This window comes from Peptoniphilus rachelemmaiella (genome assembly GCF_943169845.1).
GTDB classification, from domain to species: Bacteria; Bacillota; Clostridia; order Tissierellales; family Peptoniphilaceae; genus Aedoeadaptatus; species Aedoeadaptatus rachelemmaiella.
This window is the reverse complement of record NZ_CALPBW010000011.1, coordinates 49,525-64,533: the sequence shown is the minus strand read 5'-3', so window position 1 is coordinate 64,533 and position 15,009 is coordinate 49,525. Positions and strand designations below refer to the sequence as shown.

Genomic DNA, 15,009 nt, shown 5'->3' with positions numbered 1-15,009 from the left:
AGATCCCACCCAAACTATCTGTATCTTCATTCATGGGCTTTCTAAAAGGTAAGAGCAGTATCATGATCTATGAACGATGGGGAGACATGAAATTTAAATATAGGGGAAGGCAGTTTTGGTGCCGAGGATATTACGTTGATACAGCGGGAAAAAACGCTAAAAAGATACAAGAATACATTCAGAATCAACTGAAAGAAGATCAAATAAGTGAGCAATTAACCTTCGACACGACGAACCCCTTCAAGGGGTAGCCAAGTAACGTTAGCACGGGCAGACCACCGACGCCCTTCAGGCGCAGCTAGTAATGCAGGCCCTTTGGGCCGATAAAGAAAAACCCCCGGCTACGCCGGGGGATGTTTATTGTTGGGAACAGCCCTTTGGAAAAGGGGCTTGTAATTTTTCATTTTATTGGAATGATCGGGGCAATTTTTCGGAGGATACAAATGAATACCGATGTGGTTTCAAAAAGGCGAAAGGGGTCGGTGTGAATTTGAAAAATTTTTGTCCATCGAAATGTTTTCAGAGCCTTTCACAGAGCGGAAAAAGTGGGCGAAGGGAGGCTTTTCGATTTTTTTCGTGAATTTTTTAAAACTTTTCAAATTTATTTTTTCGCCGTAAATCCTGTATTTTCAACGGGTGTAGCGGTTTTCTGGCGTAAAGAAAAAAATAAAAGTGAAAAATCTGACAAAAAGGTCTTAACATTGTTAAAAAATCGTTTATAATAGAGGTAAGCGGTGTCCGAGGACATCTTTCAAACGAAATGGTTCACACACTGCATGTACGATGTTCTTGTACAAATCTTGTCGAAACAAGGGGGATTTGAATATGGATTTTATTATGGACAAACAACATCTACTGTTGCGCCAACTCTATCGGGAGTTTGCAGAAACAGAAGTAGAACCCATCGCCGGTGACATTGACGAAACCGGTGAACCGCCCATGGAAAACATTAAGAAGATGGCAAAGGCCGGCTTCTTTGGTGTACCTTTCCCGAAGGAATACGGCGGACAAGGCGGCGATTACCTCGCTTATTCCATGCTCGTCGAAGAACTTTCCAAAAAGTGCGCCAGCACGGGCGTTATTGTATCCGCACATACTTCTCTGTGCTGTGCACCGATTTATGAAAACGGTACAGAAGAACAAAAGATGAAATACTTACCGGATTTATTAAGCGGCAAGAAATTGGGCGCTTTCGGTTTGACCGAACCCAATGCCGGTACCGACGCTTCCGGTCAACAAACCATCGCTGTATTAGACGGCGACGAATGGGTATTGAACGGTACCAAGATTTTCATCACCAACGCAGGCATCGCTGATGTATTTGTTATCTTTGCCATGACCGATCGCTCCAAGGGCAACCACGGTATTTCCGCATTTATCGTTGACCGCGACGCACCGGGCTTCCGCGTCGGTGAAGCTGAAAACAAAATGGGTATCCGTGCTTCTTCCACTTGCGAATTGATTATGGAAGATTGCCGCATTCCCAAGGAAAACCTCTTAGGTAGAGAAGGCAAGGGCTTTGCCGTTGCTATGAAGACCTTAGACGGCGGCCGTATCGGTATCGCATCGCAAGCAGCCGGTATCGCTCAAGGCGCTATCGATGAAGCGGTTCAATACACGAAGGAAAGATCGCAATTCGGTAAGCGGTTATCTCAATTCCAAAACACGCAATTCACCTTGGCCAACATGCAAACCAAGGCCGATGCAGCCAGACTTTTGGTTTACCGCGCAGCCGATGCAAAAGGAAAGAAGATTCCCTACGGTCACTATGCAGCCATGGCAAAATTATTCGCAGCTGAAACGGCATCTGAACTCACCAACAGAGCGGTTCAACTTCTCGGCGGTTACGGCTACATTAAGGACTACCCGGTTGAACGTATGATGCGCGATGCGAAGATTACCGAAATTTACGAAGGTACTTCGGAAGTTATGCGTATGGTTATTGCTGGCTGGATGGGCGTTAAATAACAGGAGGCGTTTACCATGAAAATTATTGTCTGTGCAAAACAGGTACCGGATACAACGGAAGTCCGTTTGGATCCGAAGACGAATACACTGATCAGAGACGGCGTACCGAGTATTATCAACCCCGACGACAAAGCCGCCATCGAAATGGCTTTGCGTATTAAGGATGAATATCCGGACACCAAGGTCACGGTTCTTTCCATGGGACCGCCGCAAGCGGAAGATGCTTTAAGAGAAGCATTGGCTATGGGCGCTGACGAAGCGATCCTCTTGTCCGACCGCGCATTCGGCGGTGCCGATACGTGGGCTACCAGCCAAACCATTGCTGCCGGCTTAAAGACCATCGGCGACTACGACTTAATCCTCGCCGGTCGTCAAGCCATCGACGGCGATACGGCACAAGTCGGTCCGCAAATGGCCGAACACTTGGGCCTGCCTCAAGTATCTTATGCCGAAGGTTTAGAAGTAGTTGACGACAACACCATCCGTGTTAAACGTCAATTCGAAGACCGCTACCACTTAATCGAAATCAAGACACCTTGCGTCATTACCGCTTTGGCAGAATTGGCCGAACCGCGCTACATGACCGTTGCAGGCGTCTATGATGCATACGAAAAAGACGTAACTGTTTGGTCTTTAGAAGATGTAAAAGACAATGTAGATGTATCCAACTTAGGTTTGAAGGGCTCCCCGACGAAGGTTGTGAAGTCCGAAGCAAAACAAGGCAAGGGCGCAGGTATCGTACTGAAAGATCTGTCTCCCGAAGAGGCAGCACACGCCATCATCTCCAAGTTGGAAGAAAAGTACCTGATTTAACATTGGCCAAACAAGGAGCGTGAATGAAATGAGTAAAAATGTATTTGTCATCGCTGAACAGCGAGATGGAGAATTACAAAAAGTATCGACGGAACTGATTGGTAAGGCCAGAGAATTAGCCGATGACCTTGGCCAAGAAGTCTACGCCATTTTATTAGGCGAAAACGTTAAAGCAAAAGCGGACGTTTTGATCCACCACGGTGCCGACAAGGTTATCGTCGTCGATCATCCTCTTTTAAAAGAATATGTGACCGAGCCCTACGCAAAGTCCATTTACACCATCGTTCAAAGATACGAACCGGAAATCGTGCTCTTCGGCGCTACCTCTATCGGTCGTGACTTGGCACCCCGTTTGGCCGCTCGTATCCATACCGGTTTGACGGCTGACTGTACCGGCCTTGAAATCGACGCTGAAACCAGATTGCTTCGCATGACCCGTCCCGCATTCGGCGGTAACTTAATGGCTACCATCGTTTGCCAAAACTTCCGTCCCCAAATGGCAACGGTACGTCCCGGCGTTATGACCCCCATGGACAATGACAACGACCGCAAGGGCGAAGTCATCATGGAAGATGTCGGCTTAACGGATGCCGACATGAACGTTAAGATCATCGAAGTGGCTAAAGAAGAAAAGAAGAAACTCGACATCACCGAAGCCAGAATCCTGGTTTCCGGCGGTCGCGGTCTCGGTGGACCGGAAGGTTTCGACTTGTTGGCTGAATTGGCAGAAGCCATGGAAGGTGAAATTTCCTCCTCTCGTGCTTCCGTCGACGCAGGCTGGATCGAAAAAGCACGTCAAGTCGGTCAAACGGGTAAAACCGTCCGCCCCGACATCTACTTCGCACTGGGTATTTCCGGCGCCATCCAACACTTGGCAGGGATGGAAGAATCGGGCCTCATCATCGCCATTAACAAGAGCGATGCCGCACCGATTTTCGATGTAGCTGACTTGGGTATCGTTGGCGACTTGAACAAAGTATTGCCGAAATTAATCGAACAATACAAAAAAGCCAAAGCCGCTAAAGAAGAAGTCTAATAATCATTTCGTTTCAAAAAGCTCTTACCCCATGGGTAGGGGCTTTTTTTGTCGGGCAAAAACAGGTAAGATCATAGGTGGAAAATGAGCCGACGAACCTCACGGCCACGATAAAATAAAAAAGAAGAAGGAAGAGACTATGAATCGACCCATCATTGCTATTTTTGGGCTGTGTGTTGCGGCCCTCACCGCTTGCGCCGCACCGCCTGCGGTGCAGGAAACACCCGCCACCGAGCGCCCCCGCGCCGCTCAGCCTACATCCAATTTGGCGGAGAAGGCAGATGTGCGGGAAGTGGAAAACGCATTAAAAACCACATTAAACGGAAAAGACGTGGACCAGTTTTTCGACCTGGTCCGCGACTACAATGCCTCCGTCGGCGACGGCCTTTTGCACGCCGCTTTCGACAAGCCCCGTGTGCCGAAAAACGACGTGGGCGCAATCATGGACGCGCGGGACAGAAACAAGAAAAAGGGCCCCGACACCAATTGCCGGATCAACGCCTTTGTCCTTTTAAAAGACGGCCTGGTCGTTCCCGAGAACATCAACAGCGACGACGCCATGCTCTTTATGGACAAAGAATCCCTCGCCGCCCGGCCCCTGCTCGATGAAAAAGAAACCGCCGCCTTTACCCGATTGTTCAGCCGCGTGAAAACCGACGACAGCAAGGAAGCCGCCCACCAGGGCCAAGTCATGGAAAAGTATTTGTCGCAAATCACCTTTCCCGCCGGCGCTTCCATGATCTCCGTGGTGCTTCACGACAATCTAGACGGCAATTATCTGTTTATCGGCCACGTCGGCGTGCTGGTGAAGGCCGAGGAAGGCTATGTGTTTGTGGAAAAAATCTCCTTTGAAGAGCCCTACCAAGCCCTGAAATTTCCCACGAAAGATGCCTGCTACGCTTATTTAAAAGACAAATTTAAAGACGACCTGGATCCCGGCGTGGCGCCGCCGTTTATTATGGATAACGCCCGCTACGTGGACGCCGTGGGGTGAAAACAGATGCCTTTCGCCGCAACCGCCGGCGAAAAAGCTTGCCCTGTAAAATTCTCTTGCCATTTTCGTTAAAGCTTGGTATACTAATAGCTACCGAAATGGTTTGGAGAGTTAGCTCAGTTGGTAGAGCACTACGTTGACATCGTAGGGGTCGCTGGTTCAAGTCCAGTACTGTCCACCATAGTTGATTACGGCTGATTGCTTCTAGCGTTGCAATTCAGCCGTTTTTCTTTTGCTGTTATCGTTTAGTTGCGTCTGGTTACGTCTAGTTTTACCCCGCTTCCCCGCTTTTTTCCCCGCTTTTTTAATTGATAATGCGCAGCTTTGGCTTTGCGATCTCGGCCAAGATGTTCTCGGCTTCTTCATCCACGCTCTGGGTGGCGTGGATATATTTTGTCGTCGTTTGGGTCGAGGCGTGGCCTAATTGCTTGGCGACGTTGGCAATGGGGATCCCGCGTGCGGCTAAAAGTGTGCCGGTGGTGTGGCGGATGCCGTATGGTGGGATATAGGGCAAGCCGTGCCGATCACAAAAGCGGCGGAGGTACTCTCTAAAGGCCCGCTCGCCGAGGTGATCGCCGTCGGCGTTTGTAAAGACGTAGTCCGTGACACCAAGGCTGATGGATTGTAGCTTTTTAAGCATAACCTCGATGTAAGCGGGCATGGGTTTTGTCCGCACGTCATGGGCCTTGGTGCTTTTTACGACGTAGCCGGCGGACTTGCTTTTAACTAATGCCTGATCGATGGTGATGATCCCGCGGTCAAAGTCGATTTTATCCCACGTGAGACCGTACATTTCGGACGGCCTGCATCCGGTGTAGAGCTGGAGGACAAAAAAGACATAGTATTTATAGTCGCCCTCGCTCTCCAGTGTGGAGAGGAGGCGGTCGACGTCCTCCGGCTCGTAGTAGCGGCCCTTGACCTGATTGGGCACGGGATCGGTTTTGATATAGTCCGCCGGGTTTTTGTCGATGATCTCAAGGTATTGTGCGTGATTAAATAGCGTCGCGAGACAGTTGCGATGGTGCCTGATGGTCTTTGGTCCAAGCGGCTCTCCCGTGCGTGGGGAGATATATTTTTGGAGTTTTTTTATAAAGTCCACGACATCGGCCCGTTTGATTAATTTTATTTTTTTGTCTTTAAAGTAATTGAGACAATGGCCGCGGAGACAATACTCGTAAAAATCTACGCTCTTACCCTCGACCTCGCGGGAGTCCATAAAAACGTCGACAAATTGCCGATAGGTAATCTCGCTGTAATCGACAACATCGTCGGACTTTCCGAGTTTATCATACGCCTCATTTTCCTTAGCCTGCATAAAGCGGGTGAGATCACGGCCCTTGAGGTCGGTGGTGTAGGTCTTGACCTTCCGTTTCCGGCGGCCATTTACTTGCCGCTCAACATCCATTTTGTACTTGTTCTTACCGATTTTTTTCCATGACATAAAAAATGCCTCCTTTCCCGGAGGCTGTGATATAATGTGGTTGCGATTGTGGGTTATATCACGCCTCCAATCCTCGCCCCTTTACCGTGTCCAGACGGTGAGGGGCTTTTTTATTTGATAATTTCACGATAAAGACGAGTAAGTCTGCGGTCAATGTTGAACGGTATCCCGGAAATAGAACAATAACGATTAAAAGCATCTTCTCCATTGGGTAAACTTTTAATTCTATTAATTTCTAAAATGATAGATTCAATAAAGTCTGCGACAAGGAAAGGTTCTCTGAGCAATGATATTAAACATAGAATCATTGCATATGGATCGTTCCGACCACGTTTTTCTTTAAAATCATTACCTTCTATAAGTGTTCCTTTATAAACATGAGAAAGATTTTTAACTATAATTTGTTCTCCAACAACTTTATTCTGTTTAACGTGTGATGTTCGAAATGTAATAAACTTTAAATTATGTGCTATCTTATTTCTAAATTTACGAACGATGATAAGTGCATTGTTCGCAAATTCCTTTTTATAGTTACTCTTGAGGGCTCTAGGTACCAGTTCTTCACAAACCTCTGCCGCATATTGACTATTCATTTCTTTGAATAGATCGATGGAGTTATTAAATGTGGCATTTTTCATCAAAATCCACGGAGGAATATGATTTTTCGTTCTCTGGTAGTGTCTTGTAGGATTTAGAACATGGGTGTCGGTTGATAGCGCTATGAGGTCGGACAAGATTTTGTTTGCATTTTTATTTTTCTTATAATATATCGGGTTTAAGTAATCACTGACATCAACGCCGAAATTTTTCGCCATTATATGAGCCAGTATGTTCTTAAACCTTGTTTCAACTTTTGCACTGGTGCTTAACAATTGTTTTTGAATATCTCTGTCTAGTTTATAAAACTGATAGAGTTCATCAAGCGAGGTTCCAGCCTCGAATGCATTATTTATCATGAAGCATTCCTTGTATCCATTGATTAAATCATAATAAGAAATGCTTTGAAGAATTGTTGCGCCGAGTGATTTGTCCTGAATAATCAACCCATACTCACTATGAAGGTGAAGCACCTGTTCATCAAAACTTAAATAGGGTTTATCGTATGCAGTCATCCTTCAACTCCAATAACAAAAGGCCCTGGGCAAAATGCCACAGAGCCTCGTAGATGACCGATGGTATCGGTCCGGTATGCCATCATAATACCATGGGCAAAGGACATTTTCAAGCACGATTTATAACAACTCAATATTATCACCCACCTTTATTGGGGGGATGGGTTTAGGCCATCGGTTAGTAATGTCTTTTTCTTCTACGTTTAATGGGTGAAAGACCGTCTCAGTTTTGGTTTTCAGTCCAAGACCCGGTAACAGTTCACGTTCATATCGCGTAATGTCTCGACAAATGGAGAATTCAGGATATACTGCGTGTATTTCAAGGGTGCCTTTAATAACATCAAGGGTTCCCAATTTTTCGTTAGTTTCCGGATCTGTAACCGGTTCTCCTATGTCTGATATTCGGATATGCCGTCCCTTCTTTGCACCATCATTTCCCCCATAATTTATAAGAAGTTCTTTCTTATTCAGAATTTCGATGACTCTGTAATTTTTTTCCATGCCTAGTTCCTTTCGAGTTACAAAATATTTATTCCAACAAATTAGAAATAAATTGGAATGGGGTGGGGTGGTCTTATGATTATGTCGTTCCCTTATCCTGTTGCAGCAGGGTAGGGGCTTTTTTATAAGTGTAATGTACTACTTTAGGATTTCGAATTTTTTTCTTTCGAATTCTTCTTCAGTAATGATTCCCTGGTCAAGTAGGTTTTTCCACTTAATCAGTTCATCGACTGCGCTGTTCGTCGGATTGGCACCATCTACGACGTTTTTGTGTAGGTTTTCAGTGTATTCAAATAATTTATTTGTGACCATCTCGTGGATATTACGAATGGAGTTTTTGTCGGTTGATATATTGAAGACCTCGTCTCGGGTGTCAATGGTTAAGATCCCCGATGTAATGCCGGTCTTCATGAAAACATCGTTGATGTTGCGCAAGCTTACGACCAGGACGTGTTCCCCGATGACTCGCTTCTGAGTCATAATAATCTTGTCCTTTGTTATACCGTATGCCCAGTAGCCGTTATGGTTGCTCCCGCTTTTATAATTGTGCAGGCCCATAAAGCAAACGTCAATGTCTTCATTGGGCTTCAACTGTTTTTCCAAGACTTTGAAGTGTCTTTTTTCGTTGGCGCTGAATCCCCCGAATCCCAGCTTATGAAGTTTCATGAATTCTAACATTTCTTCTGCGGTTTTCATTTCTTCTCCTCCTATGAATTGATTAAATTACCTCTTGCCTAAAACCTTATTTCGCCTTCTATTTTTTATGACACAGGGCCGGGCCGGAGCCCGGCAGTTATAGCTTACGTCTTACCTCGACGACTTTGCCGACAATGGTGACGGCGTCTCGCCCCTTTACCGTGGTCCAGCCGGTAAGTGGCTTTTTTTATGTGCTTGTTTATTTGAGCATTGCAGGATGTTCCCACACCTCGCCGATGTTTGCCAGGTTCTGAGAGTTAAAGTTTTCAAAGTTGATTTTATCGATCTCGCTCTTCGGGATCAATAGTTTCATAGCGTAATTCTCGGATTCGTTGCCATATTGATCCGTAAAAGTAGCTTTAGCGCCCATAAAAAGCTGATTGTATTGGATGTCTTTTGTCAACTCGATAAACTCACCGCAGTCGATCAAAAAACCTTCTTTTGCCAGATTTGTTGTTAGGTTTGGGGCCAATTTAAATTCGACGTTGACGCGATCGATGCCGCCTTCGCCAAAAAATTCAGTGGACGTGTAATTCTTTCCAAAGGCGAATTTGCCGGCGATGTCAAATTTTTCTTGTGGCGACTCGGCTTCTGCGATAGCTTCGATGGCTTCTTCCTTACTTAGATTTTTGTCCTTTTTCTTCTTTTCTGGTTTTTTCGTTTCTTCCGTTTTCGTTGCGTTTGCGTTATCCGCCGTAGTGTCCTTCTTTTTGCTCGGTGTAATCAGACTCACCAAGATAAAAAACACGATAACGCCGACGATGATTTTCTTTTTCTTACTCCATTTTTTGGTACGTGCTGACATGATTTTCCCCTTTCTAGGATACAGGGCCGGGCCGAAGCCCGGCAGTTATAGCTTACGTCTTACCTCGACGACTTTCCCGGCAATGGTGACTTCGCCCGGATGGGTGTAGGTCTTTGGCGGGTAGTTGGGGTTTTCGGGTTTTAAGGTGATTGAGTTTGGTGTAAGGGATATGCGTTTTAGGGTGGCATCGTAGCCGTTGACGTAACAGGCGCAGATGTCGCCTGTCTCGGCGCTGGGCTGGACTTGGATGACGACGGTGTCGCCATCGAGGAGGACGGGGTACATGCTGTCGCCGGAGACTCTCAGGCCGATGTATTCTTTGTCGCCTTTGGTCCAGTCTTCGGGGATGTCGATGGTCTCGATGATATCCTCGATGGCTTCTATGGGAACGCCTGCCGGGATCTTCCCGACGACGGGAATTTTGATTGATTTCGATAGGTCCACAAATGTAAGCTCGGGTTCTTTTTGTTCGAGGAGATCAGACTTTTGGATGCCGAAGTATCGTGAAAGTTTCTCGATGATCCCCATTCTGGGCATGGCTTTTTTAAGCAGCCATTTTCCAACGGTGCTTTCACTTACGCCTAATATCTCACTTAATTCTTTATTATTAAGATCATGCAACGCCATATAATGGCCAAGATTTTCGCTGAAAATGTCTTTTATCGTATCCATAGAATCGCTCCCATACATAGTGTTTTCTTTACTTAAGTATAGAATATTATTCTGAAAATAGCAACTAAAACTCTAAAAAAACAGAATTAAATTCTAAAAACCTATTGACAATAGAATTTAATTCTATTACACTGGATTTAACTTCAAGGAAAGGAGGGGTATTATTTTGCAAATCTCTTTGAAGGCTGCACGGGTCAATGCTGGGCTAACGATACTCGAAGCCGCTGAACGCATTGGTATCGGCAAGGACACGCTAATCAAGTGGGAAAAAAGTCCTTGGATGGTGAACGTGATTAATCAGAAAGCCATATCGGATGCGTATCACATCAGTATTGACAACATTAATTTTTTGCCCGAAAAGTAGAATTTAATTCTATATCAATTCATATAAGGGAAAAGAGGTGCCTATGGAAAATGATTTACGCCGGTTCCGGGTGATTACGGATGATCCGGAGAAAGAAAAAAGGCTCTTCCGCCTAATTTCGGAGAAGGGCCTTTCGCGAGATGATTTGTATTTGCTGCTTACGGGTTTGGGTTTGAATTTTGATATTTATCCCGAATCTAACGATAAGGATTTGAGTGCCGCTTCGGGTTGGTCCCTGAAGGATCTGGAGGGGCTCTTTATTAAGAAGGGTCTTGCACGGACGGAAAGTGTGAAGGACGAGTTGGATTAGATGGTTGGGAGGCGTGAAGTGGAAGAAGAATTAGAACAGCTAAGGGATCTGGAAAAGAGGATCGAGAAGCTGGAGTCTAGGCGGGAGCCGGTGATTAAAGCGCCAAGTGACATCATCTGGTTTTTGCTTTTGCTATTTACATTCTTGCAGAATCGCATTTAGGACTTTGTATGTGAGGTGCAGGGCGAATAGCAAGGGGACTTGATTCGGCTTGAGGAGGTTTTTTATGGATAAAGACGTAGAAAAGTTGAAAAGGCAATGCCGGGATCGCATTCGGCTTCTTCAGGATACGAAGGAAAGCTTGACGGAGCGATTGTGCCCGAGTCAAACGGAAAGTACAAAGTCCGCTCTTACAGATCTGGAAGAGGCTTTTGATCGCTGTATTTTTTCGGAGTATGTGGCTCTTTTGAACCTACAATATGAAGATCTATGTTCGAGATCCTCTGAAGTTAGTAACAGTGAGAATTCAAGTTTTCACAGCATTTCAGATTCTAATGCTAAGACTGAATCAATCGATTCATTGCAAGCTGCACTTTCTAAGCGTTTAAAGTGGTTAGTCGATGCGTTTAATAAAATTCGTTAACACCTCGAGTATGTCCACAGCAAGAGTGAGGTAAAAGTTTGCTTGTTCCAGATCGTATCTTGAAAAGAAATGGATGGCTATGTCTACGGCAATGTTCACGGTCATTAGTACGATCGTTAAATTTTGGGGGTCTTTGATCCAGGATTTTACATCGCTTATGAATTCGCGTTCTGCCGAGGTGGTTGCTTCTTCGTTGCATGAATCTAAAACTTCAGAGACATCTCTATATAGAAAAACATCTCCGGAAGTGTTCAGGTTCGGCGAGGAGTATGTTTCACGCTCTATCCAAGAATATACAGCCCCTTCCGGATAGGAAACCGGCGGTAGTTCTATCTTCCGGCGTATCTCGATTGGCGGTGTGGTTACTTGGGCGGCAATGGTTTGTGCTGCTTTGAGCCGGTCGAGGAATGATTGATCCGGTAATAGGCAATTGAGCGGTACATTTAGTGAACTTTGAAGCGCCATTAATGTTTTTTTGTGCTGTTGCCCTAATGATGCAAGCTGCAGAGCCGATTGAAGGTTATCGATTAGCGGTTGAAACTGTTGAACATTAGCGTTTAACTGCAGTAGCATCGGTTTCATTTTTTCGAGGGTTTCGGTCGCGATTTGAAGTTGCCCAATGGTTGATTGCGGTAGGTTGTTGTGCATTTCATTATGTCCTTTCCACATGGTTATGTAACCGGTTGGTTCTTAGGGGGGTGTGTATGTGCTGAATGTTTTGAAGTTAAAGGGAAAGATAGCCGAAAACGGAATGAATATGACGGGTCTTGCAAAGGCTATCGGCATGAACAAGGACACGTTGTATCGACGTATTTCAAATGAGGGGCAGAATTTAAGGCTCGGCGATGTTAAGGCTATCTGCGATGTTTTGCACTTGGATTTTGACGATGCTTGCAAAATTTTTATGAATTTGTAAATCGAATTTATTTAATTCTACTATATGTAGTATGAATAATCAATAAAACTTACAACTCAATCTATATGTAGTTGTTTCGAAATGGGGGTTTTTATGGATTGCAAGATTGAAATTAAGAAGCGTAAGGAACGTGGGCGCAGTGGTATTTCGGCGATTTGGATCGATCGGGATGTGATTGAGGATCTTAGGGCGTTAAGTGAAACCACGGGTTGGACGATGGGGAATTTAGCGGAGCTGTTTATTTCGGAAGGTCTCGCCAATGTGGAAGTGGTGGATGCGGAAGAAAGAAAGACGAAGTAGCTTTTTGGGAGGCGTGATATGGAAGATTTAAGGATCGATGAGAAGTTGGACCAAATTATTGATCTTGTAAAAGTACCTAAAGAAGTGTTTCGGCCGAAGGAAGCGGCGGCGTATCTGTGCATCGGGTATGACACGCTCCAACAGCTGGCGCGGATCGGCGAGATCAGGTTTGCGTTAAATGGAAGCGCAAGGCTTTTTAAAAAAGAGTGGCTCGACGAGTGGCTTGAGAAGGGAGGCACGAGATGAAACATAGGGCTGTGAGAATGTCCATGGCGCCGAAGTATGTGCGGAGGCGCCGGTGGGCGGCTGCGGCGATTGTCGCCTTAATTGTGTTTATTACGATGCTGCTTTACCCGGTTTTTGACTCCATCGCCGAGGGCGCATGCGTCACTCAATTGGACACCAAGTCTCAATGGGCTGTGGCGTATAGCAAAGCCCGCGGTGAGTACCCGTTTTAGGAGGTGAGAGAATGTATAGACCATATAGACCATCTGTGCAACTTGACGACGTACGGCCAAAAGTGATCGCGCTTTTGCAGGCCTACGGGCCTACCGAAGCAGTTGCCGAAGTGACGGGTGTACCGGATGCAACGATCAGGGGGATTTATTCCCGAACGGGGATCATCGTCTCTTGGCCGGCTTACGACAAGATTAAAGCAGCATATAAAAAAATCCCGCAACGGCTGCAACCGTCACGGGATCAAGAAGAAGTAACACACCATGATTATAGCACATTTGGAGGATTTCGATGGAAGCAGCAAAAGAAAAATTAGAACGAATGGGTTTCAAGAGGCATTTTCATAATGGGGAATTTTGTCTTCTGTTTAAACTTTATAAAGGATCCGATAGATTTCAGCATAATCTGAGATGGTATGCCGATGAACCGGATGAATTTTATATCGATTGTTTTTTAACCGGTGGACCTATAACAATTAGTGAAAGTGATTTCTTAGCTAATCCTAATGCATTGGCCAATAATGCAGTTCGTCAATACAGGAATATTATTAGATCTTTACGCTGTGAGGAGGGTCTCGATGGAAGTCACGATTAAGATTGAAGGATTGGATCAACTAACCGAAGCCATTGCTATGCTCGGCGGGGCCATGGCGTATTTTAAGGGCGCTTCGGCTGAGGTGGCAGCGGATGCCGTGGAAGCGGTGACGACGAAAGCAGAAGAAAATAGCGCGAAAGAGGAAGCCGCCGCCAAGTCCTCCGTCTCCCGCGACGAAGTGCGTGCCCTTTTCGCCGCGAAGAACACGAAGGACAAGCGAACGCAGCTAAAAGGGATCCTGGACAAGTACGGGGCGAAGAACATCTCCTCTTTGAAAGAGGAGGACTTCGCAGCCGTGATGAAGGACTTGGGGGCGATCTGATGGGCCATGCCTTACTATCCCCTTCCGGCGCTCATCGGTGGCTGAACTGTACGCCGTCGGCAAGGCTGGAAGCGGAAAGGGCAGACACGGGAAGTGTCTATGCACGAGAGGGCACGTTGGCCCACGCCATCGCCGAAAGGATCTTGAAGGGGGAGGACTACGAGGATTTAAAGGATCATGAGCTCTTTTACCCCGGCATGATCGACGAGGTGGAAGACTACACGGGCTATTGCTTGGAGCGACTTAATGAGGCAAAGGCCGCCGATGATGCCGGCGCGGTAATGCTGGTGGAAGAGCGGCTGGACTTTAGCGACGTAGTGCCGGAGGGCTTCGGCACCGGAGACTGCGTCATCGTGCAAAACGGCCATCTGGAGATCATCGACTTGAAGTTCGGAAAGGGCGTGGTGGTGGATCCGGAGAGGAATCCTCAGCTTATGCTTTACGCATGGGGTGCCTATCGCGAAATGCACCCCTTTTACTACACGATTCGCGACATAACCATGACGGTGGCGCAGGTGCGGCTCGACGGCATCTCTTCCTACACCATGACGGTGGGCGAGCTGGAAGAGTGGTTGGAAAAAACGGTAAGACCCGCCGCCGCTCTCGCTTACAAGGGAAAAGGCGAGTTCTGCGCCGGCGACTGGTGTGGCTTTTGCAAGGTGCGTACCACCTGCCGGGCACGGGCGGAGCAGATGCAGGCGTATCTGGATTTAAAGCGGAAAGCCTCCCTCGATGCGGGAGAGATTGCCCGTATCATCCTCGCGAAGAAGGAAATCGAGGGATGGCTGAAGGACATCGATGCCTATGCGCTGGACGAGGCGCTTGCCGGTGCATCCTTCCCCGGTTTGAAGCTGGTGGAAGGACGAAGCAATCGCAGGATCGACGATCCCGAGGCTTTAGCGGAAAGGCTCATCGCCGGAGGATTTGACGAAGAAAGTATCTACAAGCCGAAGCAGCTGGAAACGCTGACGAAGCTTGAGAGTTTAGTAGGGAAAAAGGCTTTCGCCGAATTAGGCGAAGGGGTGGTGGTGAAGCCGCCCGGAAAGCCGACGCTGGTGGCTGAAAGCGATAAGCGGCCGGCCATGAACACCGTAGAAGACGATTTTGAATTTGAAAATTAGGAGGA

At 46.6% G+C, this 15,009-nt stretch carries 23 protein-coding genes and 1 tRNA gene; 17 read left to right on the top strand and 7 right to left on the bottom strand.

Annotated features, from left to right (window positions below; translation table 11 throughout):
- The 6 genes from tnpA to KO087_RS06155 all read left to right on the top strand — a co-directional run.
- Positions 1–251 (top strand): IS200/IS605 family transposase (gene tnpA, locus KO087_RS06180; RefSeq protein ID WP_215508427.1); only part of this gene is annotated, 251 nt, incomplete at its 5' end.
- A gap of 574 nt (positions 252–825) precedes the next feature.
- Positions 826–1,968, top strand: coding sequence for an acyl-CoA dehydrogenase (locus KO087_RS06175; protein WP_215508426.1), 1,143 nt, complete (start codon positions 826–828; stop codon positions 1,966–1,968).
- Between the two features lie 15 nt (positions 1,969–1,983).
- Positions 1,984–2,781 (top strand): electron transfer flavoprotein subunit beta/FixA family protein, encoded by a 798-nt coding sequence (locus KO087_RS06170; RefSeq protein WP_215508425.1) that lies wholly within the window; start codon positions 1,984–1,986, stop codon positions 2,779–2,781.
- Between the two features lie 28 nt (positions 2,782–2,809).
- On the top strand, positions 2,810–3,817 hold the full coding sequence (locus KO087_RS06165) for an electron transfer flavoprotein subunit alpha/FixB family protein (protein ID WP_215508424.1): 1,008 nt from the start codon (positions 2,810–2,812) through the stop codon (positions 3,815–3,817).
- Positions 3,818–3,956: 139 nt separating this feature from the next.
- Positions 3,957–4,811 carry a DUF4300 family protein gene (locus KO087_RS06160; protein ID WP_215508423.1) on the top strand — a complete coding sequence of 285 codons (855 nt, stop codon included), beginning with the start codon at positions 3,957–3,959 and terminating at the stop codon, positions 4,809–4,811.
- Positions 4,812–4,916: 105 nt separating this feature from the next.
- A tRNA-Val gene (locus KO087_RS06155) sits at positions 4,917–4,992 on the top strand.
- Positions 4,993–5,115: 123 nt separating this feature from the next.
- Here KO087_RS06155 and KO087_RS06150 read toward each other — a convergent pair.
- The 6 genes from KO087_RS06150 to KO087_RS06125 all read right to left on the bottom strand — a co-directional run bounded on the left by KO087_RS06150 (position 5,116) and on the right by KO087_RS06125 (position 10,038).
- Positions 5,116–6,252 carry a tyrosine-type recombinase/integrase gene (locus KO087_RS06150; RefSeq protein WP_215508422.1) on the bottom strand — a complete coding sequence of 379 codons (1,137 nt, stop codon included), beginning with the start codon at positions 6,250–6,252 and terminating at the stop codon, positions 5,116–5,118.
- Positions 6,253–6,362: 110 nt separating this feature from the next.
- On the bottom strand, positions 6,363–7,364 hold the full coding sequence (locus KO087_RS06145; protein ID WP_215508421.1) for an Abi family protein: 1,002 nt from the start codon (positions 7,362–7,364) through the stop codon (positions 6,363–6,365).
- A gap of 120 nt (positions 7,365–7,484) precedes the next feature.
- The gene (locus tag KO087_RS06140) at positions 7,485–7,865 is read right to left on the bottom strand and encodes a hypothetical protein (RefSeq protein WP_215508420.1); all 381 of its coding nucleotides are present in this window, start codon (positions 7,863–7,865) and stop codon (positions 7,485–7,487) included.
- 138 nt (positions 7,866–8,003) lie between these two features.
- Entirely contained in the window at positions 8,004–8,561 is a 558-nt protein-coding gene (locus KO087_RS06135) for a PH domain-containing protein (RefSeq protein ID WP_215508431.1), read from the bottom strand.
- Positions 8,562–8,760: 199 nt separating this feature from the next.
- Positions 8,761–9,366 (bottom strand): hypothetical protein, encoded by a 606-nt coding sequence (locus KO087_RS06130; protein WP_215508419.1) that lies wholly within the window; start codon positions 9,364–9,366, stop codon positions 8,761–8,763.
- Between the two features lie 45 nt (positions 9,367–9,411).
- The gene (locus tag KO087_RS06125) at positions 9,412–10,038 is read right to left on the bottom strand and encodes a LexA family protein (protein ID WP_215508418.1); all 627 of its coding nucleotides are present in this window, start codon (positions 10,036–10,038) and stop codon (positions 9,412–9,414) included.
- Positions 10,039–10,204: 166 nt separating this feature from the next.
- On the opposite strand from KO087_RS06125, the gene KO087_RS06120 reads away from it, so the two are divergent.
- From KO087_RS06120 to KO087_RS06105, 4 genes are all read left to right on the top strand, one after another.
- Positions 10,205–10,402, top strand: coding sequence for a helix-turn-helix domain-containing protein (locus KO087_RS06120; RefSeq protein WP_215508417.1), 198 nt, complete (start codon positions 10,205–10,207; stop codon positions 10,400–10,402).
- 43 nt (positions 10,403–10,445) lie between these two features.
- On the top strand, positions 10,446–10,712 hold the full coding sequence (locus KO087_RS06115) for a hypothetical protein (protein WP_215508416.1): 267 nt from the start codon (positions 10,446–10,448) through the stop codon (positions 10,710–10,712).
- Positions 10,713–10,730: 18 nt separating this feature from the next.
- Positions 10,731–10,874: a hypothetical protein gene (locus KO087_RS06110; protein WP_215508415.1), complete on the top strand. Its 144-nt coding sequence runs from the start codon at positions 10,731–10,733 to the stop codon at positions 10,872–10,874.
- A 64-nt stretch (positions 10,875–10,938) separates the two neighbouring features.
- Entirely contained in the window at positions 10,939–11,295 is a 357-nt protein-coding gene (locus tag KO087_RS06105) for a hypothetical protein (protein WP_215508414.1), read from the top strand.
- Here KO087_RS06105 and KO087_RS06100 read toward each other — a convergent pair.
- Positions 11,266–11,964, bottom strand: coding sequence for a hypothetical protein (locus tag KO087_RS06100; protein ID WP_215508413.1), 699 nt, complete (start codon positions 11,962–11,964; stop codon positions 11,266–11,268). The genes KO087_RS06105 and KO087_RS06100 overlap by 30 nt on opposite strands.
- 37 nt (positions 11,965–12,001) lie before the next feature.
- Here KO087_RS06100 and KO087_RS06095 point away from each other — a divergent pair, with 37 nt between their 5' ends.
- From KO087_RS06095 to KO087_RS06065, 7 genes are all read left to right on the top strand, one after another.
- Positions 12,002–12,211 carry a helix-turn-helix domain-containing protein gene (locus KO087_RS06095; protein WP_215508412.1) on the top strand — a complete coding sequence of 70 codons (210 nt, stop codon included), beginning with the start codon at positions 12,002–12,004 and terminating at the stop codon, positions 12,209–12,211.
- 93 nt (positions 12,212–12,304) lie between these two features.
- Positions 12,305–12,511 carry a hypothetical protein gene (locus KO087_RS06090; protein WP_215508411.1) on the top strand — a complete coding sequence of 69 codons (207 nt, stop codon included), beginning with the start codon at positions 12,305–12,307 and terminating at the stop codon, positions 12,509–12,511.
- Between the two features lie 18 nt (positions 12,512–12,529).
- Positions 12,530–12,757, top strand: a complete 228-nt coding sequence (locus KO087_RS06085; RefSeq protein ID WP_215508410.1) for an excisionase family DNA-binding protein — start codon at positions 12,530–12,532, stop codon at positions 12,755–12,757.
- Between the two features lie 223 nt (positions 12,758–12,980).
- Entirely contained in the window at positions 12,981–13,283 is a 303-nt protein-coding gene (locus KO087_RS06080; protein ID WP_215508409.1) for a hypothetical protein, read from the top strand.
- Positions 13,259–13,561, top strand: a complete 303-nt coding sequence (locus KO087_RS06075) for a hypothetical protein (RefSeq protein ID WP_215508408.1) — start codon at positions 13,259–13,261, stop codon at positions 13,559–13,561. The genes KO087_RS06080 and KO087_RS06075 overlap by 25 nt, the downstream gene beginning before the upstream one ends.
- Positions 13,545–13,883, top strand: coding sequence for a hypothetical protein (locus tag KO087_RS06070; RefSeq protein ID WP_215508407.1), 339 nt, complete (start codon positions 13,545–13,547; stop codon positions 13,881–13,883). Before KO087_RS06075 ends, KO087_RS06070 begins: the two co-directional genes overlap by 17 nt.
- Positions 13,883–15,004 carry a DUF2800 domain-containing protein gene (locus KO087_RS06065; RefSeq protein WP_215508406.1) on the top strand — a complete coding sequence of 374 codons (1,122 nt, stop codon included), beginning with the start codon at positions 13,883–13,885 and terminating at the stop codon, positions 15,002–15,004. Before KO087_RS06070 ends, KO087_RS06065 begins: the two co-directional genes overlap by 1 nt.
- Positions 15,005–15,009: the final 5 nt, after the last annotated feature.